The sequence below is a fragment of the Streptomyces sp. NPDC057486 genome, from assembly GCF_042802415.1.
Classification (GTDB): domain Bacteria; phylum Actinomycetota; class Actinomycetes; order Streptomycetales; family Streptomycetaceae; genus Streptomyces; species Streptomyces yanii.
On sequence record NZ_JBHVEE010000133.1, the window covers coordinates 1 to 26969 of the forward strand.

Genomic DNA, 26969 nt, shown 5'->3' on the forward strand with positions numbered 1-26969 from the left:
AACGTGGATGCGGGAGGCGGACGCGGATACGCGGTAGCAGTCCATGTCACTCGACGTGTTGTGCTTGTCGAGTTCGATCGTGTGGCCCAGGGCCATGATGGCGGCCTGCAGTTCCTTGAACGGGACTCTGGGTGCGAATTCCCCGTACTCCCGCGAGAGCGGGGACGGCACGGTGTTCGGGGACTGGTCGTACAGCAGTCGTTGGATCTTCACGCCGAAGCCGAAGCACGACATCCGCCCTTGCCGCCCCGGCTGGTCCGGCGAGAAGTTGATTTCCACGAGCCCGTAGTCCCGCCGCAGTAGGCCACCACCGGGAACATCGAGGCATGTCGCCCCCAGAGCGGCCTCCCAGACTTCCGGGTTGGCACCGAGGCCAACTCCCAGGACCTCACCGCAAACGGCGACGTGAGCGTAGAAGTCCAAAGCGGACACCCGCCAGCTCCCTCAACTCTCCGGACAGGGAGCCACTTGCTGATCTCCGCACAGGACAGGCGGATCAGCGCCCCGTATTCGGTGATCGTACAGGGGAGCCAGGCATGGCAGCCGCCGGGTGAGTTCGTCGCCGTCGTCGAAGTCGGAAGTCCCAGGCGGGATGTGTCTTTCAGATCAGCCGTGGTCTTCCCAATCCTCCTGGCGGAACCGGGCTTCGCTCATCATGTCCCGTCAGCTAAGCCGGAACCCGCGCGTGGGACCGCCGCAGCCATCAGCTGGCATGCAGGTTCCGGCTTACCAACGCTCAGGATTCCGGGAACCCGCGCGCTTCAGACGCTGACCACTTCAAGCAGCTCAACGACCGCCACGGACACGCCGCCGGTGACACCGCACTCGCCGCGATCGGCAGCCGACTGACCGAATGGACGGGACGCCACCGTGTCGCGGCGGATCGCCAGAACAGCGCGGACGGAGGCTTGTACTCCGGCGGGTGCGCGAAGGGGCACCGCAGCACCTGGAGCAGATCGGCCTGTCCGGGCGGTCGCAGCAGGCGTACGTCGGGCACGTACAGCTGGGCAACGGGCAGCATGGGGTTCGGACCCTCGTGCCACTCGTCGACCAGAGCCTCGTGCCACTCGTGCCGCTCGTCGCAGTACGGCCACGGCTCGTCGGCGGGCTGCAGCAGCGGCCCGCCGACCGAACTGTCGCGCGGTGACGGAGCCCCGGGGCGGGGATGCAACCGGGTCGCCGTGCGTGCCAGCGTGACCGGTTGAGGAAAGACCGCGGTGACGTCGAGCGGCCGGGGCGGGGTGAACGTTGTCCTGGCGCCCTTCAGTAGACCGAGTCCGAGCCGGGGAGTCAGGTGCTCAGCATGCCCGATGTGTCGATGACCTGACGGATCGCCCGGCCCGAAGCCAGCTCCTCCAGCGCCGCGTTGATGTCGGTCAACGGCAGCGTGCCCGTGTGCATCTGCTCCACCGGCATCACGCCCGCCCGCCACAGGTCCAGGAACCTCGGGATGTCGCGGCGCGGCACAGCGTCACCCATGTACGAGCCCATCAGCGACTTGCCTTCGCCCGCGAAGGCCAGGGCCGGCACCTCCAGCAGCCGGTCGGGTGCGGGCAGGCCCACCGAGACGACCTTTCCGCCCCGTGCCACGGCCGACAGGCACTCCGCCATCACCTTCGGACTGCCCACTGCTTCCACCGCCAACTCGGCACCGCCGGAGGTGAGTTCGCGGATCTGCCGCACAGCGTCGTCGGGGGTGTACACATGCGTCGCGCCCAGCCGGAGAGCCAGCTCGCGCTTCTCCTGGACCGGGTCGACTGCGATGATCGGGTACGCCCCCGCCGCCCGGGCGCCCAGTACCGCGGAGAGGCCCACACCGCCCAGGCCGTAGACCACCGTCGACTGCCCGGGACGCAGGGCCGCCGTGTTGATCACCGCGCCCGCGCCCGTCAGGACCGCGCAGCCGAACATCGAGGCGACGGTGAATGGGATGTCCTTGGGGATCGGGACCACAGACTCCTGGGCCAGCACGGCGTGTTCGGAGAACGCGGAGACGCCCAGCTGGTGATGGACCCGGTTGCCGAAGGCATCGGCCAGCAGCGACGGGCCGTGCAGCAACGCGCCGGATCCGTTCGCCGCTGCTGCCTGCGCGCACAGAGCCGGCCGGCCCTGTGCGCAGTCGCCACAGAAGCCGCAGCTCGGCACGAAGACCAGCGCCACATGGTCGCCGGGGGAGACCCGGCTGACGCCCGGTCCGGTGTCCTGGACGACGCCGACCGCCTCGTGACCGAGCGCCATCGGCAGCGGCCGGACCCGGTCTCCGTTGACCACCGAGAGGTCCGAGTGGCAGAGCGAAGCAGCCGCGATCCGTACCAGCACCTCGCCCTCGCGCGGCGCGCCCAGCTCCAGCTCCTCCACCTCGACCGGACGGGTGTCGGAGTACGGGCGGGCCGTCGATATCCCGCGCAGCACCACCGCACGGGTCTTCACGCGCCCACCTCCGGACGCGGGGCGTAGCGCAGCACGTCGCGGCTCTCCAGCAGCGGGACGACCTCGCCGAGCACGATCTCCTGGAAGTGCGGGGTGGCGCAGTGGGCGGTGAAGTCGGCCTCGGAGGCGTACTCCTCGTACAGCACGATCGCCTGCGGGTCCTCGGTGCCCTGGTGGACCTGGTAGGCGAGGTTGCCGGGCTCCTTGCGGGAGGCGGCGGCCATCGTGTCAAGCAGGGACAGGACGGTCTTCTCCGCACCGGCCTGGGTGCGGTAGCGGGCTACGACCACGTAAGTCATGGGGGTTACTCCTGGGGTGCGGGGGGCCTCTTCAGGGCGGTGGCCGGGACCGGCGGCAGCTGGTCCCGGCGCAGGTGCCAGAGGCGGGGGTCGGACGTGGCGGCGGCGGCCGACCCGAGGGCCAGCGCGAGCGCGACGTCCGCGGCGGTTTCGACGAAGCCGGCGGCGACCGACGGGGACATCGCGCGCTGTGCCTGCGCGCTCATCCGGGCGATGATCGGGGCGGGCATGATCTCGACCAGGTCCGGCGCCCCGCGCGAGATCGCGTCCGTGGAGCGGCGCAGATTGGACCGGTCGGTGACGAACACCTTCATCATCGTCAGCAGGCCGAGCGGGCGGCCCTTCTCTATGAGGGAGAGCCGGGTGCTGACTACGCCGTGCGCGCCCATGTTCTTGATGAACTCCAGCGCGCCTCGGTCCTGAGCCAGACCGGGGCTGCTGTCCACGTTCACGAACACGGTCTTTCCCGCCCGGCCCAGCGCCGGTACGACCTGGGGCAGTTGCCCCACCGCGAACGAGGCGAGGATGCACACCTTGGCCGGTGCGGTCAGGAACTGCCGCAGCGGCTGCGTGCCGACGACCGACGCGATGACCGGCACCTCGGCGAACGCCGTGGTGAGCCGGGGGTCGAGTGCGGCACCGGACCGGGAGGGGGAAGGGGTCATGGCAAGGGCCTGCCTGGGGAGAGAGGGGTTCGTGGCTGCTGAGGTCCTGGCGTCAGTTCAGCGGGGACGTACCGAATCGGCTGGGAAGGCCGAGTTTGCCAGGGTTGAGAATGCCGGCCGGGTCCAGGGCCTTCTTCACCGCGACGAATGTCGCGAAGCCCGCCCCGAGGGATTCCTCCAGGTAGGGGCCGCGCAGCAGGCCGCAGCCGTGGTGGTGGCTGAGCGCCGCCGCGTGCTTGATGAGTACGGCGTTGGCCGCGTCCCAGACCGAGCGGTACCAGTCGCGGCGCGACTCGGGCGCCACGTCGCCGCGCAGCGAGAAGTAGACGCAGGCGCCGTCGGTGTACGCGTGGGACTGGTGGGCCGACGCGGCCAGGGTGCCGGGTACCGACTGGATCGCGGCGACGACCTCGTCGTAGATCACCGGGAGGTCGGTCCAGGAAGCGGCCATCTCCAGGGTGTCGGCGACGAATCCGGGACCGGGCTTGAAGCCGTCGGCGGACTTGCCGACCAGCATCCGTTCGTCCAGCCAGCGCTCGAAGACCGCCTTGCTGTCCAGCTCGGGGCCGTACGCCTCGCAGACCTCGGCCGCCACCTTGATCGATGCGTCGACGATGGCCGGGTCGCCCTCGTCGGCGATGAGCAGGAGGTTGGTCTCCGGGTGGCCGAAGTGGGTGCCCGACTCCAGGGCGTCGTACAACCGCAGCACGGCCGGGGTGGCACCGCGCTGCATGATCCTGCGGCAGGCGTCCAGGCCCTCGGCGAAGGTCTTGAAGCCGTACGCCACGGCGTTGGCGTACTCGGGCAGCGGGTGGACCCGCAGGCGCGCCGAGACGATGACGCCGAGGGTGCCCTCGGAGCCGACGAACAGCTGGCGCAGGTCCGGGCCGACCGCGGCGCGCGCGTAGTCGCCGTACGTGGCACGCGTACCGTCCGCGTGCACGACGTCGACGCCGACGACCATGTCCTCGATCTTGCCGTAACGGGTGGAGAGCTGGCCGGCGCCGCGGCAGGCGATCCAGCCGCCGACCGTGGACACGGCGAACGCGGACGGCCAGTGACCGGTGGTGACGCCGTACTCCTCCTGGAGCTGCTTCTCGAAGAGGTCGCCGAACATGCCGGCCTGGACGTCCACGATGTTCGACTCGGCGTCGAAGCCGGTGATCTCGTTCAGTCCGCAGACGTCCAGGACGACGCCGCCGAAGACGGGGAGTGCCGCGCCCGTGACGTTGGAGCGGCCGGCGGACGGGGTGACCGGGATGCCGGCCTCGTGGCAGATCCGCAGCACTGCCGCGACCTGGTCGGCGTCGGCCGCCTCGACGATCACGGCGTTCGGCGTCGCCGGACGGCCCTCGGTCTCACCGATCATCGAGCCGGCCCACCAGTCACGGGTCCGGGTGACGACCTCGTCGCGGGAGGTGTGCACCGCGTGCGCGGCCCCGCGCAGCGCCTCGAGCACGGATGCGGGAACGTCGACCGGGTCGACCTGGAGGGCGGCCTCGCCGTCCCCGATCGCGGTGTTCTGCGCCCACTTGGCGAAACTGGGGGCGCCGATCGTGTAGTTGCCCCGGTTGAACGGGTGGGTGATGGTCTGACGGCTGATCATGCTGCTGCCCCTTCGAGGAGTACGGACTTTTCGTGACGGACGGCTGCGAGGTACTCGGAGACCGAACGCTCCACCTCGGCCTCCGAGAGGTTCAGTTCTTGGCCGAGGATCGCGCCGACGGCCCCGGCGGCGTCGACGGAGGCGTCCCGGGCGAACAGCCGGGCGCGCAGCCGCCGGGAGAGCACGTCGTCGACCGAGCGGGCCAGTTCGGCGCGGGCCGCGTACACGACCTCCGCCTTGGTGTACGGGAGTCCCGCGACGACCGGCTCGGCCAGCGTCGGGTCGTCCTGGATCAGGTCGCCGACGAACCGGGCCTCGGTGCCGAAACGTTCGCCGAGGTGTGCGGCGATGCCGCCGGAGGCCGCGACGGCCTCGGCGTCGTAGCCGGCACCACCGAGCAGCGGGAGGTCGGTGGTGCGGCTCTTCCCCTTGCGGCCGAGGACCGTCATCACCTTGTCGATGACGAGCTCGCCCATGTGTCGGCTGGTGGTGAGCTTGCCGCCGGTTACCGTCACCATGCCGGTGCGGCCGACGGTGATGTGGTGGTCGCGGCGCATGTCGAGGGTCGCGCCCTCCTTGCCGCCGACCAGCGGGCGCAGGCCGCCGATGGAGCCGACCACGTCGTCCGGGGTGAGCTTCCCCTCGAAGGCGGTGTTGGCGCCCTCCAGCAGGAAGTCCATCTCCTCGCGGGTGCAGTGCACGTCGTCAGGGGAGCCCTGATAGTCCTCGTCCGTGGTGCCGAGCACGACGCTGTTGCCCCAGCGGGTGCAGGTCGCGCGGCGGGCCCGGCCGGGGATCGGCACGGTGACCGTGCAGTTGATCCGCACCTTGTCCCACGGCACCACGATGTGGACGCCCTTGGCAGGCCGTACCTGCGGCCTGTGACCGTCGTCGGCCTTCGCGTCGAGCTCGTCGGTCCACACACCGGTGGCGTTGACGACGGCCCGCGAGCGGATGTCGATGGTGTCGCCGTCCGCCGAGACCCGTGCGCCGGCCACCTTGCCCATCTGCATCAGCAGACCCTCGGCCCTGGCACCGTTGAGGATCGTCGCACCGAGCGCTGCCGCGGTCCGGACGATGGTCAGCACGAGCCGGGCGTCATCGGTACGGGCGTCGAAGTACATCAGCCCGCCCTTGAGGTTCTCCGCGCGCAGCGTCGGAGCTTGCGCGAGCACCTCGGGGACGGTGAGCCGCTGATGGAGCTTGCCGATCCGCCAGCCGCCGACCAGGTCGTACGTCCACAGCAGACCCTCGAAGCCCTTGGCGAGGCGGGCGTCGAAGATGCCCTCCTTCTCCAGGATCGGGAAGAGGAACGGCAGCCGGTGCACCAGGTGCGGGGCGTTCTTGCGGAAGCGGTGACGTTCCAGGAGCGAGTGGCGGACCAGGTTGACGTTGCCCTGCTCGATGTAGCGCAGGCCGCCGTGCACCATCTTCGAGGACTTCGACGACGTGCCGGAGGCGAAGTCGTCCTTCTCGATCAGTGCCGCGCGCAGCCCGCGCGATACCGCGTCGAGCACGGCGTACGCCCCGGTGATGCCGCCGCCGATGACGAGCACGTCGTATGTGTCGTCGGCCAGCCGGCGCTTGAGGGCTGCCCGGTCGAGTAGCAGGGGCGTTCGGCGGGTCGCCGCGGCGCTGCGCCGCGGTTTCCGGGCGGGCATGGTGATCACAACATCAACTCCTGGTGTTTCGGTGCGGCGGCCGCGTGGTCGGGTACGGGCCGCCGGTGCGACGGTCGGGGGCCGTCAGTGGGGGGTTCGGGGTTCGGGGTTCGTCAGGGGAAGCAGCGCGGGGTCGTTCAGGTGGGCGATCAGCACGTCGCGCCAGGCGGCCCGCTGCTCGGCGCGCTCGGCCGCCGAGATCGACGGCTCGAAGACCTGGCCGTGCGGCTGTTCCTCGACGACCTCTTCGAGCGAGGACCACAAGCCCCGGGCGACACCGGCGAGATATGCGGTGCCCCGCAGGCTGGCGGTGGCGGAGTCGGAGACCCGCTCCAGCGGCAGGCCGGTCAGGTCGGCCTGGATCCGCATGAGCGGGTCGCTGCCGGAGACCCCGCCGCCGACCCGGAGCCGGGTGAACGGCGTGCCCATGGTGTCGGCGACCCCGTCGATCAGGTCGCACACCGAGTGCGCGATCCCGTCCAGCACGGCGCGGGCCAGATCGGCGCGAGTGGTGGCGAGGGTGAGCCCGGTGAGGGAGGCGGTGGCCTCCGGGTGCCAGACCGGCGTACGGACCCCGGCGAGCGCCGGGACGAAACGCGGGGTGCGGCCCGGCCGGGTGGGGACCCGGCCCGCCTCCTCACCGAGCTCCTTCGGCGATGCGAACAGCCCGAGGTCGTCGCAGAGCCAGCGCAGCGCCGAACCCGCCGTGGAGGTGTACGCCTCCAGGCTGTAGTGGCTGGTGTCGCCCTGTCGCCGACCGGGCTGGGCGAGCACCCCGGAGATGTCCGGCCGGGGCAGGGCGGGCGTGGTGCCGGTCGCCGCGTCGACGAAGGCGCCGGTCCCGTACACGCACATGCCCTGTCCGGCGGCGAGGCCGCCGAGCGCGATCAGTGCGGCGTGCTGGTCGCCCATGGAGGCGGCCAGCGGGACGGCGATCCCGAGGGCGGCGGGGTCCGTGGTACCGAATCCGGCGTCGTCGGAGCGGAGTTCCGGGAGCAGGTCGAGAGGGAAGCCGAGGTGGCTGATCCACTCCTCGTCCCAGGCGTGCCGCTCCAGCAGATATCCGCCGCTGGACGCGGCGTTGGTCGGGGTGGTGGCGTGTACGGCACCGCCGGTGAGGCGCCAGATCAGCCAGGTGTCGACGGTGCCGAAGAGCAGCCGGCCCTCGCGGTGTGCGGCGGCCACCTCCGGGTGCGCGGCGATCTGCCGCGCGGCCCAGAGGAACGGGGCACGGGCGCCGACCGGTCGGCCCTGACGGGCCAGCAGGGCGGCGTCCCACTCCGCCTCGTACGCGGTGAGCTCATGGGCGTAACGCCGGTCCTGCCACACCACCGCGGGCAGCAACGGCCGCCCGGTGACCCGGTCCCACAGCATCGCCGTGGCCCGCTGCGTCGACAGCGCCACCGCGGTGATCTCGATGCCCTCCTCGCGGGCCCGGCCGACGGCCCGGCGCGCCACCTCGACTGTGGCGCTCCAGATCTCCATCGGGTCCTGCTCGACCGAGAGGTCGTCCGGATGGCTGACCTTGATCGACCGGTAGAACACCTCGTGGGCCGCGCCGGAGTCGAGGACGACTCCGGCCCTGGTGCCCGTGGTGCCCTCGTCGATGGACAGCACACCGCACCGTGGGGCGGCGCCGGGGAACGTCTGCGTCATTGCAGCCCTTTCATTGCGAGCATCGCGAGCTGTGCGGAGGGATACGAGAGGGGAGGGGACCATCGTGTGGTGCGGCAGGACCGGAGCCGGGTCAGCGCGCGGTCGCGGACCGCGCGTCCTTCAGTGAGCCGGCCCGGGCGCCGACGGCGACCCGGTCCTGTCCGGCGGCCTCGTCGGGGGACGCGGCCTTCGTCGGGTCCCACTTGATCGCCAGGCAGGTGATCAGGCCGAGCAGCGGCACGACGGAGAGAACCAGGAAGGTGTCGGCCAGCCCCAGGGATTCCTTGATCTGCGGGAAGACGTACAGCCCGGCGACACTGCCGAAGCTGCCGACCATCCCGGTGACACCGGTACCGAGCGCGCGGACATCACTGCTGTACGAGAGCGCGGCGATGGACTTGCCGTTGGCGCCGGGACCCGCGGAGTGGCAGAGGATGAACAGCACCGGCAGCAGGAACGCCACGGCGGTGGGGACCTTCTCGAAGGTCAGGCCCATCGCGAGCAGTGCGACGAAGACCCCGGCGAAACCGGCCGCGGAGCTGAGCCGCAGCCCGAGTCGCCGGCCGAAGTACGCCGAGAGGAGGCCGCCCGCGATACCGAAGGCGTTGAAGACCATTGAGCCGATGGTGGCCTTCTCGAAGCTCTCGCCGAATATGGTCAGGCTGATCAGCGGGAGGTACCAGCCGACCGCGAAGTACTGCATCGACTGCCCGAGCGAGATGACCGAGGAGAGGATCGTCCGGGGCAGGTACTCGCCCTTGAAGAGCAGCCCGGCCTGACGGAACCCGATCGCGGGCGCCTCGGTGGCCGCGCGGGTCGCCTCGTCGGGCTTACCGGCGACGGCCTCGATCCGGTAGATCTTGTCCAGGTTGACGACGGCCTCGTCCAGGCGGCCCTTGCTCGCCAGCCAGGTGGGGCTCTCCCGGAGCATCAGCCACTGGCCCAGCAGCAGGGCGACGGCGACGACCGCGGCCGAGCCGACCGACCAGCGCCAGATGTCCGCGCCGACGTCCAGGTTGAAGAAGAGCAGGGCGAGCGCGAGGTTGCTGGTGGTCGCGACGTACCAGACGGCCTGCCACAGGTTCAGCCGGCCGCCCAGCTTCGCGGGCGTGTATTCGGCGAGCAGCGCCATGGCGACGGCGAAGTCGATGCCGTACGCGACACCCACCAGGACCCGGCCGAACCAGACGACGGTGAAGTCACCGGCGAACGCGGCCAGCAGGGCGCCCGCGATGGCGAACACCTTGGCGATGAGCAGCGGGGGAACGCGGCCGATCCGGGTGGCGAGCCAGCCGCCGACGGGGTTGAAGATGATCGCCAGGGCCGGAGCGGTGGCCGTGAGGATCGAGACCTGGGTGCTGGTGAGTTCCATCTGGGCCGTCATCGGTCCCAGACCGGCGCTCAGCGCGGCGTTCGAATAGGCGTCGAGAAACAGCCCGCCGAACACGAGAAACCAGATGACTTGCGCCCGGCCGGTGATCTTTCCCAGCCCATCGATGAGCGCAACGACGTCGGCGACGCCTTTGACGCTCGGACGTTGTGCCATGAATCCGCCTTCGAGGAAGACCCATCGGCGGCACGGGGAGCACAAAAAACAGGCATGACGAAGCCACCGACAGGTGGTCTATGTCTGTGCCTGTCAAAACACTGCGGAAAGCGCCGCAGCACGTGAACTGCAAGGAATGCGAACTACGCAGTGAGGTTAAGAACGAGTCAGGAGAAACGTCAAGGGTTTCCGGCAGGTTACTCAAACGTGACGTGGACGCCGGCCGTCTTCCTGCCCTGACCGAGGTCGGTGACGGCAACCTTGTCGCCGGCGAGGAGCGTGACCGTCGCCTGCTTGCCACCCTGTGCCGTGCTCTTCTCGCTGCCAATGATGGGCCATTTCCCCGACGCACCGTCAGACGGGGTGCTCGCCCCCGAGGGCGCGACCGCGATGACGGCCAGGACGGCGGCGGTTGCCGCGCCCAAGGCCGTACGCGCCATGAGACGCCTGAGTTTGAGGCATGTCCTCCTGCCGCGCCGCATCTCGGCGGATACGCAGATCGCATGGGGATGCTCCAACGTGGCGCTTTGCGCCCGTGTCGGCTATCCGTCACGCCGTCATCTCGGGGCGCACGCCGACGATGTGGGCTTCGGTGTCGTAGGGCTGCAGTCGTGCTCGATCCGCCGCCGTAGTTTCGCGAGGCGGACCAGATCCCGGGCGGGGATGTCGGCGGGCAGGTTGGACATCCGGTACTTGACCGGTTCGTCCTCGCCTTGGGGTCACTGTGCGATCAGCCAGGTCAGGCCGATGACACGGCTGTTGGTGAGAGGTGAACAGCGCCTGGGGGCTGTCGGAGCGGGGTGCGACACTCTGTCCGTGTCCGAGGAACTCTCGCGTTGGTATCGGGGTCGCCTGGTGGGTGGTCCGTTCAGGCCGTTCGACCCGAGTGAGCGTGACGCGCTCGAACGGGAGATCGGGCTGCCCCTACCGCCCGCCTACTGCTCGTTCTTGGAAGCGGCGGGTGGGGGGAGGCTGGAGTACTCAGTCCGTCTGTCGGCTTGTGAAACGGAACCGCTCCAGAGCTTCGACGACCTCTATCAGTTGGGCCGTGACGGCGCCGGTGAGTACGGCTGGGGTACCCTCCTGGGGGAGTACCGGCGCAGCCGCGACGGGTGGCTCGCTGAGAACGTCTCTCTGACGGGCCTGCTGCCCATCGCCCGCAATGGCGGCAGCGACACACTCTTCCTGGACCTGACCCCCTCCACACACGGCGAGCTGCACGCGTTCGTCCACGCCATCGCCTGGCCGGGGTATCTGGGCAACCATGTCCTCACCAAGGTCGCCGACAACTTCGACGCCTACCTCGACAGCTTGTTCATCGACCCCGACATGGCGGAGGACGCCTGGGCTGATGTCGCCGACAGCGATCCCTCGGATCCTTGGCGGAGGACCGTCGAAGAGTGGCTGGACAAGGAACTGCCGGGCTGGCGTGTTGAAGCCTGGGCCATGCCCTGATCTTGAGGCGCTCGCCTCAAACGTCCTCGGGTCCCCGGGGACTGCGCAGGGCCGCGTAGCCCAGGCAGTCCGTTCCAGCGCGCTCGGCGTAGCGCATCGCTGTCCGAGGGATCACGCCCAAGGCGTCTGCCAGGACGGCCGACGAGGCTTCGCGGACCATCTGGATCCACGCTCTGGAGCGCGTGGCCAAGGCCGGGATCCCGGATTCCTGGCGGGCCGCGGACCTACCTGAGAACAGTAGACTCGAACATATGTACGATCTCCCGCCTGACCTGCCACGCCTCCGCACCCTGGAGCAGCAGCTCACCATCTGGCTTGGACGCGTCCGCCAAGCCATCGCTGCCGCCGAGCCGCAGGAAAGAGCGCCACGGCCGGGCGAGAAGCCGCGGGAGCAAGGGAAGCCGCAGGTCAAGGAGCGTCCCCCGCGTACCCCCGTCTGGGGTATCACCGAGGTCGATGTCGGCTCCCCGCGCGGCGAAGTCCACCGAGGTGACTGCTTCGCCGCGGGGAAACAGTTGCGAGCAGTCAGCCGGGAGGAGGCGGCCGCCCGCCTCGCCGACGGGACCTCGGCCTGTGAGGTGTGCCGCCCGGACCTGGTGCTCGGGGCGCCTGGGTGAGCCCCCGCCTGTCTCGGGACCAACCAGAGGCAGGGGCTCTGTACCGGATGGGCCACCGCAGGGTGTTGGGATGTTGGCAGGTGCTGCGAGGCTGGTAGTGGAGCTCGGGGTCGCACTGTGGAGCCGACGGCTCGGTGCCGTCACCGACCACCCTCCGGGAGCGGTAGTGCTGTCCCAGTTCCACACCGTGGGCGTTGAACTGGTAGTTCTGCAGCTCGACCGCCGCCTCTACGAGCAGTTCTACAACGAGCGCCGCGCCCACCGCTCCCTGCAGGCAGTCGCGCCGTTGCGCGCACTCCCCGAAACCGTCATCGACCCCTGGGGGATTGCTCGCCTCGACATGCGCCGACACGACCGCCTCAGCGGAATGATCCACGAGTACCAACACGCAGCTTGACCTGCACGGACGTGATCCTCGGCACGCACAGCGTCCGCTCCTTTCCGTGGGCAGAGGGCATCAGCTCGCGCATCGCCGGCCTCAACGCCTTGGTCGACGATCCGAGGCGGCCGGCTTCAGTGCACACACGACCCCTCGATATATCTCTCTCGCGAGCGAGATATTGTTTCCAGGGTCGGGCGCCGGCGCGCAAACGCCGCATGCCCGGACTCATCGCACGTATGGAGGATTGCTGTGACCCTGCCCGCTCCATCACCGCCCGTCCCGTCGCCGACAACTCTTCCGCGGCGGCACCGCTCTCCCGGCCGCCTTGTGGTCGAGTGGCTGACCAGTACGGATCACAAGCGGATCGGGACGCTCTATCTGGTCACCTCATTCGCTTTCTTCTGCCTCGGTGGCCTCATGGCGCTGCTGATGCGCGCCGAACTGGCGCGACCGGGCACGCAGATCATGTCGAACGAGCAGTTCAACCAGGCCTTCACGATGCACGGCACCGTCATGCTGTTCATGTTCGCGACGCCGATCTTCTCCGGTTTCGCGAACTGGATCATGCCGCTGCAGATCGGCGCACCCGACGTGGCGTTCCCCCGACTGAACATGCTGGCCTACTGGCTGTACCTGTTCGGCTCGCTGATCGCCATTGGCGGCTTTCTCACCCCGCAGGGCGCAGCGAGCTTCGGCTGGTTCGCCTACAGCCCGCTCTCGGACGCCGTCCACTCGCCGGGCGCCGGCAGTGACATGTGGATCATGGGGCTGGCACTCCAGGGCTTCGGCACCATCCTGGGCGCCGTCAACTTCATCACGACCATCATCTGCATGCGGGCACCCGGGATGACTATGTTCCGCATGCCCATCTTCACCTGGAACGTCTTGCTCACCAGCGTGCTGGTCCTGCTGGCGTTCCCGGTCCTGGCCGCCGCACTGCTGGCGCTGGAGTTCGACCGGAAGTTCGGCGCCCATATCTTTGACCCCGTCAACGGCGGCGCTCTGCTGTGGCAGCACCTCTTCTGGTTCTTCGGCCATCCCGAGGTGTACATCCTCACCCTGCCGTTCTTCGGCATCATCAGTGAGGTCGTCCCGGTTTTCTCCCGCAAGCCGATATTCGGCTACATGGGCCTGATCAGCGCGACCATTGCGATCGCCGGCCTCTCGGTGACGGTGTGGGCGCACCACATGTACGCCACCGGCGGGGTGCTGCTGCCGTTCTTCTCCTTCATGACGATGCTGATCGCCATCCCGACCGGTGTGAAGTTCTTCAACTGGATCGGCACCATGTGGAAGGGCTCGCTCAGCTTCGAGACTCCGATGCTGTGGGCGATGGGCTTCATGGTCACCTTCCTGTTCGGCGGGCTGACCGGCGTGATCCTCGCGTCGCCGCCGCTCGACTTCCACGTAACGGACTCGTACTTCGTGGTGGCGCACTTCCACTACGTCGTGTTCGGCACCGTGGTGTTCGCGATGTTCTCCGGCTTCCACTTCTGGTGGCCCAAGTTCACCGGCAAGATGCTCGACGAACGCCTCGGCAAGATGACCTTCTGGACCCTGTTCATCGGCTTCCACAGCACCTTCCTGGTCCAGCACTGGCTGGGCGCCGAGGGCATGCCACGCCGGTACGCGGACTACCTCGCGGCCGACGGCTTCACCACCCTGAACACCATCTCGACCATCGGATCGTTCCTGCTCGGCCTGTCGATCCTGCCGTTCTTCTACAACATCTGGAAGACGGCCAAGTACGGCAAGCCGGTCGGTGTCAACGATCCGTGGGGCTGGGGTCGTTCGCTCGAGTGGGCGACCTCCTGCCCGCCGCCGCGGCACAACTTCCTCACCTTGCCGCGCATCCGCAGTGAGTCGCCCGCCTTCTACCTTCACCGTCCCGGCCTGGCCGTCGGCGAGGACTCCGGAGACAGCCCGATCGCCTCCCGCGACCAGAGCTGATCCACACCGACCGCCGTCTCTATCACGTACTCGGGAGTTGTCCATGGACGCCAGTTACGAAGCGGCCCTCGGGCTGCATCAGATCGAGGGCTTTCTCCACCAGAAGGCCAACCGCCGCGAGGCACACCGCAGGGCCCGGGACTTCGCCTGGGAGCTGCCCGGCCTCACCGCCGATCAGCGACTCGTGATCGAGGAGGCCTACGCGCGGACGGAGCAGGAGAACGCGCGCCGAGTCTCCCAGTACCTCGCGGACCGCATCAGCCAGGTCGAGGCCCAGCACGAGGCCCGTCACCGCCGATTTGCCCGGGACACGGCTGTCGCGATGGGTGTTGTCACGCTGGGGCTGATCGGCCTCTGCATCGCCGTGATCCTGGGGACGGCAGTCGGCGCTGCCTGACGCCGGGCGACTGAAATCAGCGGGCGTCCTGCTCCAGGGAGGCGAGCATTTTGCGCAGTGCGTCCGCCACCACGGCGCGTTCCTCCGGGTCGAGAACGGAAAGAATGTCACGTTCCAGGCTGAAGTGCTGTTCCACCATGGGGTCGAAACTCGCTCGCCCCTTTTCCGTCAGGCCCACCAGCGTGCTTCTGCCGTCGACAGGGGAGGCCCCCCGGGCGATCCACCCCTCCCGTTCCAGCCGGTTGAGCCGCCCGGTCAGTCCGGCCGAGGACACCACCAGCGCTTGGCGCAACTGGCCGGGCGTCAGTGCGTAGGGAGGGCCGCTGCGGCGTAGCGCCTGCAACAGATCGAAGTCGCCCACGTTCGCGAGGGGCATGCCGGCCGAGCGACGCAGCCGGTTCGCGAACAGCTCGTCCAGAAGCCGAGCCGTACGCAGCAGGCGTGCCACCACCGCACTGGACGACACGTCGAGATCGGGCCACTCGTTCCGCCACTCGGCCAGCATCGTGTCCACGCTGTCGGCGCCGCCTACGGCCTTGATGTTGTCATCCTCGTCCATTGCGGGACCAGGATAGCGGGGCGCTGATCGACCTGTACGGCTGCCTAGTGCTGCGACCGCGCTCTTCCTGTCGCCACGGCTCGGACTGGCGCCGGCCGGGCTGGTGCTGGTGGCGCGCGATCGCCTCGCTGGTTTGGGACCGCATCGCCCACCGGCCAACCCACCGTCAGCTGAGCACCGCACTGGTACTCGCCCGGCGAGACACCCTCTGATCAACTGACAGCCACCCGCCAGGCCAACACGTCGGGGCCTCAATCGCGGACCACGCCGAACGTCGGCGCCGCCCATCCCGAGCGCACGGCGAAGCTCACGGGCCGGGGCCGGATGCTCGGCGCCGCCGGCCTCGCCCACAAGCACGACCCGAACGCGCCGTTCTCGAATGGCGGTGTCATTCGGCCGAAAGGACGCCCGATCGTGATGGGCGGATCAGATCGGGAAGACGTAGTGGCTCAGGCTCATGTATCCGAAGGACAGATCAGACGGGACAGGCGATGGCCACCACCACTGGTCAGACACGAGAGGGCACGCTGCCCAAGAGCATCCAGTTGCCAGGAATCGTGCTGGGAGTGGGGCTCGGCGGATTCGTCGATGGCATCCTGCTCCATCAGCTCCTGCAGTGGCACCACATGCTCACCAGCACCAACCACGACCGCATCGGCGTGAAGTACTACCCCGCGAACACGGTCTCCGGTCTGGAGATGAACACCCTGTGGGACGGCATCTTCCACGCCGTCTGCTGGGTCGCGGTCATCCTGGGCCTGGGCATCCTGTACTCCCGGGTCACTCACCAGCGTCGCCGGGTGTGGACCTCCCGGGTGCTGTGGGGGTGGATCCTGGTCGGGTGGGGCCTGTTCAACATCGTCGAGGGCCTCCTGGACCATCAGATCCTCGGCATCCACCACGTCCACGGCGGTCCCCACCAGATCTGGTGGGACATGGGCTTCCTGCTCCTGGGCCTCCTGCTGATCATTGGCGGCTACCTGCTCCAGCGCAGCGGCCGGCCCTTCGACCCCGACGCCTCCGAGCGGCCCGCCCGGCACGCCTGATGGACGTCGACATGCATCGCCACATGCACGACCACGGCGCAGGTAGCAGTCCGTGGGAGACGCTGCTTCCCCCAGCCGCAGTCATCCTGCTCGCCGCCGCCTACCTTCTCCTCGCACACCGGGCCCGGCACCGCAATCCCGTCCGGGGCTGGGGACGCTGGCGGACGGCGAGTTTCCTGACTGGATGCACCCTGCTCGCCGGAGCACTGCTGCCACCGCTGGCCCCCTTCGCCCACGGTGACTTCCGCGGGCACATGGCCCAGCACATGCTCATCGGCATGTACGCACCCCTGGCCCTGATGCTCGGCACGCCGGTCACCCTGTTGCTGCGCACCCTGCCCGCCGCCCGCGCCCGCGCGCTGATGGGCGTTCTGCACAGTCGCCCGGCCAGAGTGCTCGCCCACCCGGTCAGCGCCCTGGTCCTGAGCACCGGCATCCTCGCGCTCCTGTACTTCACCCCGCTGTACAACGCGACCATGAACCAGCCCGTACTGCACTGGCTGATGCACGCCCACTTCCTCCTGTCCGGCTGCCTGTTCGCCTGGATCATCGCCGGCCCCGACCCCGCCCCGACCCGGCCCGGCGCCCCCACCCGGCTCGTCGTCCTCGGGATCGCCGTCGCGGCGCACGCCACGATCTCCCAGCTGATCTACGGCGGCTTCCTCATCAACGTTCACGCACCCATCGACCAGGTTCAAGGCGGCGCAGAGATCATGTACTACGGCGGCGATATCGCCGAACTCCTCCTCGCCGCAGCCCTCGTCACCACTTGGCGGCCCGACCGCCACCGGCGCCATGGTGCTCATCGGCGGGTGCCCAGTGGCGTGGTCAGGACAGCCGCCGGCTGACCGGACCCGTCGCAACGATTCCACGGGCGTCGGTGGTTACTCGGCTCCTGGTATCGGCCGGATGAATCAGCCCCAGGCCCGGCTGTGACGGCCAACTTCGCGGATGCCTCAGCGCTTCTCTCCCTGGCCCTGCGTATGGGCGGGCTCGCGCCGCGCGTCGGCGCCCGGGCCGAGCTGCCGTCCCGGACGCCAGGGCCGAGCTGCCGTCCCGGACGCCAGGGCCCGGTGCCCGGCTGGGGGCCGTGACGATGGCGATCCGCGACCTCGGGCCGGACTCGCTGGACCGCCTCGCCCTGGCGGTGGCCGTCCAACAGACAACCGGCCTTGCCGTCCCCGACCGGGTGCTCTCCACGCCGCCACTCCCGCCGCCTGCACGCCACCACCGGAGGAGATCTGAACCAACCCCCGGGTGCGCTTTCTTGGAGGCAGCGTCCTTGACCGAGGCGCGGGGCGGTCCCCTCCTCGGTCCGACACGACTACTTGGCCAGCTTGCCGTCGGGCCGCACGGTGAACCAAGTGCCGTTCACACCCTGGCCGTTGGTGTCACCCGGCTTCTTGTCGCCGGTGTACCAGTAGAGCGGCCAGCAGTCGATGGTGAGCTGCTTCGTGCCGTCGGGGCGGGTGTACGGGATGATCAGCTTCGGGTCGATGCCCTTGATGTTCTTCTTGTCGACGAGTTCGGCGGGCTTCCACTTCTCCAGGCAGGCGCCCTCGCAGTTGGACTTCATCGGCCAGGCGGTGTCCTTGGTGAAGCGGTAGAGCGTACGCCCCTTGCCGTCGCGGACGATCGTGCCGCGCTCCTTGTCGTCGACCGTGGACAGCGCGGGCAGGTCGTTCGGCTCGCCCGGGGCCTCCTGCGCCTGCGCCTTCGCCTTCGTGCCGTCCGGCGCGGCCGCGAACCAGGTGCCGCCGACGCCCTGACCGCGGGTCTGCCGAGGCGCCGTGTCCTCCGCGTAGCGGTACAGCGGCCATCCGGCGAGCGTCAGCTGCTTCGTGCCGTCGGCGCGCTTCACCGAGCCGAGCAGCCCAGGGTCCATGCCGCGGCCCGCCTTCGCGCCGTCGGCGAGCACCGGCGGCCAGGATGCGGCGCAGTCGCCCGTGCAGTTGGAAGCGGGCGGCTTCGCCGTGTCCTTGTCGAAGCGGTACAGGGTGAAGCCCGCGCCGTCCGTCACGACCTGGCCCAGCTTCTCGCTCTTCCAGACGCTGAGGCGGCCCGCCTGCGAGGGCTGCGCACCGTTGTTCGTCGAGACGGCGCGCTCGGCGGAACCGGTGGTGGTCGCCTCCGTGCCCCGGGAGCTTCCGCAGGCCGCCGTCAGCATGACCGCGGCGACCGTGAACGCGACCGGGACGTAGCTGAATTTACGCATGGGTATCCCTCTTTCGGAAACTCTTGAAGAAGTGGCTTTTCGCTGAAGTGCTGAAGTAATTGCCCGCCCCGGCAGCAGGGGAGGAGTCGGCCGACTGCCGGGGCGGAGCTTCTGGTCCCGGATTTCCTTCCGGCCGGTCACCGTCACTGTGAAAACGGCAGGTGTGGCGGGGAGGTTCAATTCCCGGGGAATTCTTTTACCGGGTCGCGAGCCGTCAGACTCGCCCCGTGCCCGCCCCCGCCAACGTCTGCGTGGGAACGACCACCTGCAGACCGAGTACGCCCAGGTCGACGCTGCCGTCGTTTTCCGCGTACCACCGCCAGTGCGCACCCGGTACGTCGCCGACCGTCAGCACGATCCAGCCGCCGCCCTCGGACACGGTGAGGTCCGCGAGCGCCCTGGCCTCCTCGGCGGTCGGCGCGTCCTGGAGGACGATGAACCCGGTGACCTCACCGGTACGGGCGGCACCACGCACCAGGCCGACACCCAACTCCTCGGCGGAGTTGAGGATCTCCTCGGGGGCCCTGCCCTTCACCTCCGACACGGAGCGCACCCGGACCAGACCGTTGAGGCCGGGCAGCGCGCTCGCGCCCGGGTCCACCGACACCACCACCGTGCTCTGCCGCGGCAGTTCGAGCAAGCCGCGCACCAGCGCCGCCACGGTGTCCTGGGCGACGACGAGGTCACCGCTGACGCTGAGCGCGCCGTTGATCTGCCCGAGGTCCACCATCACCTGCGCCCCCCGCTCGCTCACCCCGATCCGGGCGAGGTGCGGCAGTGCGAGCGTCACGCCGGCCGTCGGATCGCCCTCGATGACGGAGGGCAGCCCGGTGCGCTCCCAGCGATTCGGTTCCAGCGCGGTCCACGGCGCGGGCGCCGTGTGCGCCCCCGACACCGACGCCAGCAGCTTCGTGGGTTCGGCGAGCACGCTGTAGATCCGCACCGGACGCTCCGCCTTCGCCGTGTCGGCGGGGATCAGCTCGCGCAGCGCCTGCCGCACCACCACCGGCGTACGGGTGTCCGCCGCAAGCCGCCGCGCGAGCGCGCCCCGTCGGCGCCGCCGCAGCGCGAGTGCCAGACGGCGCGGCAGCCGCGGCCGCAGCACCCGGGCGGCCCGCGCGATCCCGGAGCCGGTGGCGCGCAGGGCCCGGCCGATCGGACGCCGCGCGACGATCACCACGGTCAGTACGGCGGCGCCGGCGACACCCCCGATCAGCCAGGGCGACGCGAGCCGGTCGCCGAGCCCGGCGAACGGTCCCGAGCTCCGGACGGCCGCGGCGCGGGGCGCGGGGGAGGCGCTCCGCTCGGGGCGCTTCGCCGGGGCGGCGCTCTCCTCGGGCAGGACACCGAACTCCACACCGGGGCCGTCGGCGTCCTCCGGCAGGATCAGCGGGAAGCCCGGAGTCAGCTGATCAGGACTTACGAAGGCCGAACCGTCCGGCAGTTGGCGCCCGCTGTTGAGGACCAGGATCTCCTCGAACCGGTCGCCGTCGCCGAGGGTGCGTTCCGCGATCCCGAACAGCGTCTCCTGCTCGCCGCCGTTCTCCTGTGCGGACTTGACCACGTAGTACTTCGTCACCTCGTCGGCCCGGAGCGCCCGGGAAGGCCGCATCTGCACGGCGGCCGGCGCCGGTGCGGATTCCAGAGCCCGTACCGAGTCCGGTGCCCGTACGGACCCCAGAGCCTGCGCCGGTGCGGGCAGCGCCAGCCAGGTGGCGGCCGCCAGGCCGCACACCGCCGTCACCCGTGCCGTCGTGCGCCACGGCGCCGGGCGCCGTGCTTCGTTCGTCGTCCTCGGGGCGTCGCGCATCTTTCTCGTCCTCCTCCGTACGGGGCCTGGTGACGCGCACTGCTGGTGCGTCGGCCGTCACACGCGCGGGACCCGGAGTCGGTTCAACGAGCTGAACCAAAACGTGGGACTCCTCGTGAGGAGGTGCCGAACGAGCGTGTAACCGGGAGGAGTTGGAAATGGCGCGTCGGCACAGCACGGGCTGGGAGGTGCTCGGGTTCGCGGAGGACCCGACCCCCGGGAACCCGGAGGCGATCAGAACACTGGCCAGGACCTATCAGGAGCTGGGCGACGGGGCGGGCGAGGCGGTCGATCTGCTGCGCGCCGACGGGGCGCTGCGCCGCGGCAAGGGCCAGGCGATGGACGCCCTGAAGACGCGGATCACCAAGGACCTGCCGGGGCTCCTGGAGAAGACGCGGGACTCCTTCCGTACCGCCGCGGGTGCCTACGACGAGTACGCGAACACCCTGACCGACGCCCAGGACCTGCTGGACCGGGCCATCGACCAGGGCCAGGAGGTCGCCGGCACCGCGAAGACGGAGGTTCCGGCGCTCGCGGAGGACGCCACCCCGGAACAGGCCGAGGCCCACCTCACCCAGCAGGGCGAGGTGAGCGCCGCGAAGGAGGCGCTGTCCGCCGCCGAGGAGCTCGGCCGCGCGGCGCGGCGGATGCGCGAGGACGGGTCCAACAAGGCCACGGTCATCCTCGATGACGCCGCCGAACAGGCCATCCCCGCACGGGACTTCATCAAGAAGTTCGGCGACTTCCTCGCGGACAACCCGCTGGTGGAGATCATCGCCGGTGTCATCATCGGCATCGTCGCCGTGTTCTTCCCGGTCATAGGTCTCATCCTGGGCGGGATCCTGTTCGCGGTCTCGCTGATCCGGATGGTGTCGCAGGGCAAGATCGACGCCGGTGAGGTCATCATCGGCCTGCTCACCCTCGTACCCGGTGGTGTGCTGCTCGGCGGGCTCGGGAAACTCGCCGGGATAGCGGGCAAGCTGGCGAAGTTCGCGCCGTTCCTGGCCAAGGTGGGGAAGGGTGTCGGGACGGTTTCCGGGGCGGTCACGGCGGCCCTGAAGAACTCGACGTTCGTCCGCAAGATCATCGATCCGCTGGCCAAGGGGCTGGTGGGGCTCAAGACGTCCCCCGGTCTGGCGCTCGGCGCCAAGTTCGCGATCGATGTGACCACCGAGTTCTCCCTCGGCTTCCTGGCGAGCGGGATCACGGCGGCGGTCGACGGGAAGAAGTTCGACGCGGCCTCGGCTGCCACGGGCGCCGCGCTCGGCGCCGCCACGGCCGGTGCCCTCACCCTGTTCGGCGGGACGAAGTTCGCCACCAGCATCAAGGACGCCTTCACCACCAAGGGCAAGTTCAAGAGCAACATCGACAAGGCGTTCTCCGGGGACACCTTCGGTTTCACCGACGGCAAGTTCAAACCCGGCGACCTCCTGTTCGTCGACACCAAGGGCGCGCAGAAGACCGGCTTCCACGGCATCAACGGCACGACCAAGTCGGACCCGTCCACGGGCGAGGTCAAGACGAAGGTCACGACCCCGGACGGTGCGAAGACCGAGACGAAGATCACCCCGCCCGGCCCCAAGGCCGACCAGGTCGCCGCCCCCGACGACCTGCCCTTCGGAGTCCCGGGGCCCGAGACGTCGACGACCACCACGACACCGGACGGGTTCACCTCGACGACCGCGGACGGCACGAACACCATCAAGAGCCCGGACGGGGACGTCATCACCTCGAACGGCACCACGACGACGATCGACACCCCGGTCCAGGGCCCGACCACGAAGGAGAAGATCTTCGATGGGCTCGGCGGCGAGTTCGCGCCCGCGCACTCCGAGAAGCCCACGCTCTCCACGGAGCTGGGCCCGGACGGCGGCTTCACGACCTCGGGATCGTTCGGCGAGGTCTCCAAGGGGCCCGATGGCACCACCACGTTCAGCTCGCCCGGCGACGGCGGCGGTCCCACGCCGGAGTTCACCGTGAACAACAACACGGTCTCCACCCCGACCGGCCTCACCCTGACCGACAACGGCGGCTCCACGACGGTGGGGGGTGGCGGGCTCACCACGGACAACCAGAACGGTGTCAACTCGGTCTTCAACGGCCCCGCGGCGGGCCAGCCGGTGGTGACCCACAACCCCGCCGACGGCAACGTGGACATCAACTTCGGCAACACCACGCTCAACGGCAATACCGGGAACCCGGGAGGCGGCTTCGCCCTGCCCGACGGTACGCAGGCCACCGTCGGCAACAACGGCAGCGTGAGCGTCGTCAACGGCGACGGTGGCGGCCAGAACGTCAATCTGCCCCCGGCGGGCGCGGGCGGCCCGGTCACCTTCACCGACACCAATGTCAGCACCAGCATCCCGCCGGGCGGCGGCGCCACCATCACCACGCCGGGCGGCGGTGCCACCACGCTCGACAACACGGGGTTCACGGTGACCACCGGCGGCCCCACCCCCGACACGGTGCAGTTCAACGGTCCGGGCAACTCGCTCGACGTGACCCCGCCCGGCGGTCAGCCGCAGGTCTCGGTGGGCCCGGACGGTGGCATCACCACCGGCAACATCACAACCGACGGCGGTGGCGGCGGTACGGCCACCGGCGGCGGCGGGAACGTGGAGTTCTCACCCGCCGACATCACGTTCAGCACGCCCGACAACGGAACGATCACCATAAACCCGGAGGGAAAGTTCGACGTGACCCCCTCCGGCGCCCAGCCGCCGGTCACGGTCAACCCGAACGGGGACATCGCCGTGGGCCCGAACGGCGTGGCCCCGGTCACCTTCACCGGCCCCGACGGCACCGCCGTCACCACCACGCCCGGCGGCGGCCTCGACGTGACCCCGCCCGGCGGTCAGCCGCAGGTCTCGGCAGGCCCGGACGGCGGCGTCACCGTCGGCGGGATCACCACGGACGGCAACGGCAGCGGTACGGCCACGGGCCCCGGCGGCAAGGTCGACTTCTCGCCGCTCGACATCAAGTTCAGCTCCCCGGACGGCACGACGTTCACCATCAACCCCAACGGCAAGTTCCACGTCGACGGGATCAGCCATGGCGCGGACGGCGTCACCATCGGCGGCTCGACCACGGTCAACAAGGACGGCTCGGCGAGCATCGCCCACGGCGACCAGGAGATCAACGTCGCCGCCAACGGCACCATCACGGCCAACGACGCGCAGGGCCAGCCGGTCCCGCCGGCCGTGCCGCAGCCGACCCCCGGAAATCCGGTGAACGCGGGCAACACCACCATCTCCGTGGACAACGCCGGCGGCCACTCGGTCACCGTCCACGGCCCGAACGGCGCCACGGTGACGGTCAACAACAACGGCACCACGACCGTCAGCAACGGCCCGATCCAGGCGAGTCACGGCCCGAACGGCATCAGCGGCAGCGTGGGCACCGCCAACCCGGTCCAGGTCAACCAGGGCCCGAACGGTGTCACGACCGTCCATCAGAACGGTACGTCGGTGAGTACCGGCGAAAAGGCTCCAACCACGGTCGGACCGCAGGGCGGGCCCGCCTCGGTCACGGTCAACTCGCCCTCGGGCGGCAACCCCGCCCAGGTCACCACCGCCGACGGCAGCACCACCAGCGTCCAGAACGACGGCACCGTCACCAAGTCGGCGCCCGGAGGTACTGGCACCCAGACGGTCAACACGGGCGGTCCGGGGAACACCACGGTCACGTTCGACAACAACGGCACCACGACCGTCAGCAACGGTCCGATCCAGGTGAGTTACGGCCCGGACGGCACCGGCGGCAGCGTGGGCACCGTCAACCCGGTCCAGGTCAATCAGGGCCTGGACGGTGTCACGACCGTGCATCAGAACGGTACGTCGGTGAGTACCGGCGGAGACGGCCCGACCACGGTCGGACCGCAGGGCGGGACCGCCTCGGTCACCGTCAACCCGCCCGACGGCGACACCCCGACGCAGGTCACCACCTCCGGCGGCACCAGCACCACCCTGACGGCGAACGGCGCCCAGACGGACGTCAATGGCAATAACACCGCGAACAGCACGATCAACAACGACGGAACCATCAGCAACAACGCCCCTGCGGGCCCCAACAGCACCGTCACCACCGGCGCGACCGGCACCACCGTCGCCGACAACGACGGCACCTTCAGCGTGGACAACACCGGCACCGTCACCGACGGCGCGGTCACCATCACCGCCAACACCGACGCCAACAACAACCCCGTGGCCACCTTCACCGACACCGGAGCCGGCGGTGCGCAGGCCGATGTCGGCACCAACGGCGTCAACACCCAGGGCATCAACACCACGGTCGACGCGGGCGGCGATGTCACCTTCACCCACAACCAGACACCCGGCGGTCCGCCCACGACCGTCAACTCCGGCGCCGACGGCACGATCACCACGAAGACCCCCGCCGGGGCCGAGGCGAAGGTGCCGCCGCCCGCGAACCCCGTGGGCGGCAACCAGGCCCCCAGCACGATCACCAACACCAACGGCGCCACCCTCTCGACGGACGGCCAGACCACCACCTTCAGCAACGACGGGTTCACGACCACCATCGGCAACGACGGCAACGGCCCGGCCACCACCACCGTCCACCACGACTCCGGCGTCAGCCACACCGTCGACAACAACGGCCAGGCCACGGTCAACAACTCGCCGAGCGGCGCCGACATCTCCGGCACCAACACCCAGGTGACGGTGAACACCCCGCAGCAGGAGGGCTGGGGCCTGTTCGGCTCACCGGAGATGACCGGCGGCCAGAACACCCTGTCCAACGGCCCGGACGGACCCACGATCACCACGCACGGCGTCGACCCGGTCCACGAGCCCGGCAGCACCGTCGTGCACGGTCCGAACGGGGACGGCGGACCCGACGGCGAGTTCTCCGTCACGTACGGACCGGCCTCCGGCACCTTCGCACCCGGCGGCGTCACCAGTCTCGGCCCCTCCGGCACCCACGTCGACCCGGTCACCAACCTTCCGATCGACACGGCGGGCAACCCCATCGGCAACAACCCCGGCAACACCACCATCAGCACCGTCACCGGCGACGGCAACAGCGGCATCACCGTGCCCACGCCCGGGGGCGGCCCCGTCGTCCACCACGACGGCTTCTACGGCGGCAACACCAGCGTCGACACCAACAACACCACCTTCGGCAAGAGCCCTGGCAACGGGGAGAACGCCGGTACACCGGGCCAGAAGTCCGACATCCTGGACGGCCCGCACAACCCCTTCAACCGCGACCCCGCGCCGGGCCCCGAGACCTTCACGGTCGGCGGCAACGCCGGCGGGCCCACCGCGGACATCCCGGTCGGCGGCAAGGGTAACTCCACCATCCACGGCGGCCCGTTCGACGTGAAGGCCAACGGCGACGGCACCTTCGACGTGTCCGTACCCGGCAGCAACCAGCCCGGCGACACGGTCACCGTCGGACCCGACGGCAGCCTCACCGGGCCCGGCGTGACTCAGCCGGCGCAACCCGGAGCAGGACAGGAGGGCCCCGCCGGACCCCCGCAGGTCACCTTCAGCAACAACACCACCGTCGCCGGCGGACCCGCGCCCACCGTCACCCCGGACGGAGGCGGCGGCGCCACCACCACCTTCGCCAACGGCGCCGCCACCACCACCGACCAGGCGGGCAACGTCACCATCACGCAGAACCCGGACGGCACCACCACGTTCAGCAACGCCGCGGGCGGTGAGAACACCACGTTCACCGTCACCAAGGACGGCGTGGAGGGCACCGTCACCACGACCGACAACAACGGCACCCCGGCCACGTTCGACGTCAAGGTCAACAACAACGGCTCCGTGCAGGTGAAGGACGCCAACGGCAAGACCCTCACCGAGGTCGACGCCAACGGCTCCTTCAACGAGCAGCACACCCCGATCCACGACTACCACGCCTACGCGGGCGGCCCCACCTCCGTCACCGAGCTGCACGACTACGGCTACGAGGCCCTCACCAGCATCATCAAGGGCGCCGTCGGCCAGATCGTCAACTTCGGCTACGAGGTGGGCGCCAAGGGCGCCGACGCGCAGACCACCGCGGAGAACGCGGGCATCAAACTCGGCTACGGCGTGGGCAATTCGCTGGCCGGCAAGAAGGTCGAGAACGCCCACGGATTCAAGACCAAGGGCCCCGAGGTACCCCTCGCCTCGATTCCCACGAAAACCATCGGCGGCGTCAACTCCAACCAGGACACCGAATTGGCGAATCCGCCGGAAGAAGCCCCCATCAAAGTCTGAACCGATCGGCCACACCCCTCGTGTGTAGGGCGCGGGTCCACGAAACGGTCCATGAAACACCCCACCGCACCACCGACTTGGAAACAGGAGACATTCCGATGGCCGATTACATCGTCAACGACGAGAAGACCAACGCCGCCGCCACACAGACCATGAACGAGTACGAGATCGCGGTCGCCCAGCTCAACAAGATCAAGTCCGACCTGGACGCCCTCACCGCCGACGGCTACAACACCCCGTCGGCGAAGAACGACTTCCAGCCCTTCGTGCAGGAGTACACGGACAACTACGGCAAGGTCACCGAGGGCCTCACGGGTATCTCCGAGTACATCAAGAAGTACGGCGAGGGCATGACCCAGTTCGACTCCGAGATGGGTTCGAGCCTCCGCAAGTGACCCCGCCCGGACGCCGGCCGGGCCGGACCGGACCCCTCTCCGGC

General features: G+C 69.5%; 21 protein-coding genes and 2 pseudogenes. 10 read left to right on the top strand and 13 right to left on the bottom strand.

Annotation, left to right across the window (positions count from 1 at the left end):
* A partial coding sequence (locus tag ACFU6I_RS38735) for a hypothetical protein (protein ID WP_384376118.1) occupies positions 1-432 on the bottom strand: 432 nt, incomplete at its 3' end.
* Between the two features lie 275 nt (positions 433-707).
* On the opposite strand from ACFU6I_RS38735, the pseudogene ACFU6I_RS38740 reads away from it, so the two are divergent.
* A pseudogene (locus tag ACFU6I_RS38740) lies at positions 708-824 on the top strand (hypothetical protein); the annotation flags it as partial.
* Between the two features lie 50 nt (positions 825-874).
* Here the strand turns inward: ACFU6I_RS38740 and ACFU6I_RS38745 are convergent.
* The 9 genes and pseudogenes from ACFU6I_RS38745 to ACFU6I_RS38785 all read right to left on the bottom strand — a co-directional run.
* Positions 875-1267: pseudogene (locus tag ACFU6I_RS38745) on the bottom strand (hypothetical protein); the annotation flags it as partial.
* Positions 1268-1290: 23 nt separating this feature from the next.
* Complete coding sequence (locus tag ACFU6I_RS38750; protein ID WP_384376121.1) at positions 1291-2430, bottom strand: zinc-binding dehydrogenase; 1140 nt, start codon at positions 2428-2430, stop codon at positions 1291-1293.
* Complete coding sequence (locus ACFU6I_RS38755) at positions 2427-2729, bottom strand: putative quinol monooxygenase (protein WP_384376124.1); 303 nt, start codon at positions 2727-2729, stop codon at positions 2427-2429. The genes ACFU6I_RS38750 and ACFU6I_RS38755 overlap by 4 nt, the downstream gene beginning before the upstream one ends.
* Before the next feature lie 5 nt (positions 2730-2734).
* Positions 2735-3394 carry a glycerol-3-phosphate responsive antiterminator gene (locus tag ACFU6I_RS38760; protein WP_384044551.1) on the bottom strand — a complete coding sequence of 220 codons (660 nt, stop codon included), beginning with the start codon at positions 3392-3394 and terminating at the stop codon, positions 2735-2737.
* Between the two features lie 52 nt (positions 3395-3446).
* On the bottom strand, positions 3447-5000 hold the full coding sequence (locus ACFU6I_RS38765; RefSeq protein ID WP_384376128.1) for an FAD-binding oxidoreductase: 1554 nt from the start codon (positions 4998-5000) through the stop codon (positions 3447-3449).
* Positions 4997-6670 carry an FAD-dependent oxidoreductase gene (locus ACFU6I_RS38770; protein ID WP_384376131.1) on the bottom strand — a complete coding sequence of 558 codons (1674 nt, stop codon included), beginning with the start codon at positions 6668-6670 and terminating at the stop codon, positions 4997-4999. The genes ACFU6I_RS38765 and ACFU6I_RS38770 overlap by 4 nt, the downstream gene beginning before the upstream one ends.
* 75 nt (positions 6671-6745) lie before the next feature.
* Complete coding sequence (locus ACFU6I_RS38775; protein WP_384376133.1) at positions 6746-8317, bottom strand: FGGY family carbohydrate kinase; 1572 nt, start codon at positions 8315-8317, stop codon at positions 6746-6748.
* A gap of 91 nt (positions 8318-8408) precedes the next feature.
* Positions 8409-9863 carry an MFS transporter gene (locus ACFU6I_RS38780; RefSeq protein ID WP_384376136.1) on the bottom strand — a complete coding sequence of 485 codons (1455 nt, stop codon included), beginning with the start codon at positions 9861-9863 and terminating at the stop codon, positions 8409-8411.
* Between the two features lie 197 nt (positions 9864-10060).
* Positions 10061-10303, bottom strand: a complete 243-nt coding sequence (locus ACFU6I_RS38785; RefSeq protein WP_384376139.1) for a hypothetical protein — start codon at positions 10301-10303, stop codon at positions 10061-10063.
* Between the two features lie 376 nt (positions 10304-10679).
* On the opposite strand from ACFU6I_RS38785, the gene ACFU6I_RS38790 reads away from it, so the two are divergent.
* The 5 genes from ACFU6I_RS38790 to ACFU6I_RS38810 all read left to right on the top strand — a co-directional run bounded on the left by ACFU6I_RS38790 (position 10680) and on the right by ACFU6I_RS38810 (position 14664).
* Positions 10680-11318: an SMI1/KNR4 family protein gene (locus tag ACFU6I_RS38790; RefSeq protein WP_384376142.1), complete on the top strand. Its 639-nt coding sequence runs from the start codon at positions 10680-10682 to the stop codon at positions 11316-11318.
* A gap of 251 nt (positions 11319-11569) precedes the next feature.
* A complete protein-coding gene (locus ACFU6I_RS38795) occupies positions 11570-11935 on the top strand; it encodes a DUF6233 domain-containing protein (RefSeq protein WP_384376145.1) in 366 nt (121 codons plus the stop codon).
* 70 nt (positions 11936-12005) lie between these two features.
* Positions 12006-12332, top strand: coding sequence for a hypothetical protein (locus ACFU6I_RS38800; protein ID WP_384376148.1), 327 nt, complete (start codon positions 12006-12008; stop codon positions 12330-12332).
* Between the two features lie 234 nt (positions 12333-12566).
* Complete coding sequence (gene ctaD, locus ACFU6I_RS38805; RefSeq protein WP_384376151.1) at positions 12567-14267, top strand: cytochrome c oxidase subunit I; 1701 nt, start codon at positions 12567-12569, stop codon at positions 14265-14267.
* A 43-nt stretch (positions 14268-14310) separates the two neighbouring features.
* Positions 14311-14664: a hypothetical protein gene (locus ACFU6I_RS38810; RefSeq protein WP_384376154.1), complete on the top strand. Its 354-nt coding sequence runs from the start codon at positions 14311-14313 to the stop codon at positions 14662-14664.
* Between the two features lie 16 nt (positions 14665-14680).
* Here ACFU6I_RS38810 and ACFU6I_RS38815 read toward each other — a convergent pair whose 3' ends face one another.
* The gene (locus tag ACFU6I_RS38815; RefSeq protein WP_384376157.1) at positions 14681-15223 is read right to left on the bottom strand and encodes a MarR family winged helix-turn-helix transcriptional regulator; all 543 of its coding nucleotides are present in this window, start codon (positions 15221-15223) and stop codon (positions 14681-14683) included.
* A 491-nt stretch (positions 15224-15714) separates the two neighbouring features.
* Here ACFU6I_RS38815 and ACFU6I_RS38820 point away from each other — a divergent pair, with 491 nt between their 5' ends.
* Complete coding sequence (locus tag ACFU6I_RS38820) at positions 15715-16269, top strand: DUF2243 domain-containing protein (protein WP_384376160.1); 555 nt, start codon at positions 15715-15717, stop codon at positions 16267-16269.
* An 11-nt stretch (positions 16270-16280) separates the two neighbouring features.
* The gene (locus ACFU6I_RS38825; protein ID WP_384376163.1) at positions 16281-17117 is read left to right on the top strand and encodes a cytochrome c oxidase assembly protein; all 837 of its coding nucleotides are present in this window, start codon (positions 16281-16283) and stop codon (positions 17115-17117) included.
* A 476-nt stretch (positions 17118-17593) separates the two neighbouring features.
* Here ACFU6I_RS38825 and ACFU6I_RS38830 read toward each other — a convergent pair whose 3' ends face one another.
* Together ACFU6I_RS38830 and ACFU6I_RS38835 are read right to left on the bottom strand one after the other, a co-directional pair.
* Positions 17594-18484 carry an SCO0930 family lipoprotein gene (locus tag ACFU6I_RS38830; protein ID WP_384376166.1) on the bottom strand — a complete coding sequence of 297 codons (891 nt, stop codon included), beginning with the start codon at positions 18482-18484 and terminating at the stop codon, positions 17594-17596.
* Positions 18485-18698: 214 nt separating this feature from the next.
* Entirely contained in the window at positions 18699-20294 is a 1596-nt protein-coding gene (locus tag ACFU6I_RS38835) for a hypothetical protein (RefSeq protein WP_384376169.1), read from the bottom strand.
* A gap of 158 nt (positions 20295-20452) precedes the next feature.
* Here ACFU6I_RS38835 and ACFU6I_RS38840 point away from each other — a divergent pair, with 158 nt between their 5' ends.
* Together ACFU6I_RS38840 and ACFU6I_RS38845 are read left to right on the top strand one after the other, a co-directional pair.
* Positions 20453-26530 carry a hypothetical protein gene (locus ACFU6I_RS38840; protein ID WP_384376172.1) on the top strand — a complete coding sequence of 2026 codons (6078 nt, stop codon included), beginning with the start codon at positions 20453-20455 and terminating at the stop codon, positions 26528-26530.
* 98 nt (positions 26531-26628) lie between these two features.
* A complete protein-coding gene (locus ACFU6I_RS38845) occupies positions 26629-26925 on the top strand; it encodes a hypothetical protein (protein WP_384376175.1) in 297 nt (98 codons plus the stop codon).
* Positions 26926-26969: the final 44 nt, after the last annotated feature.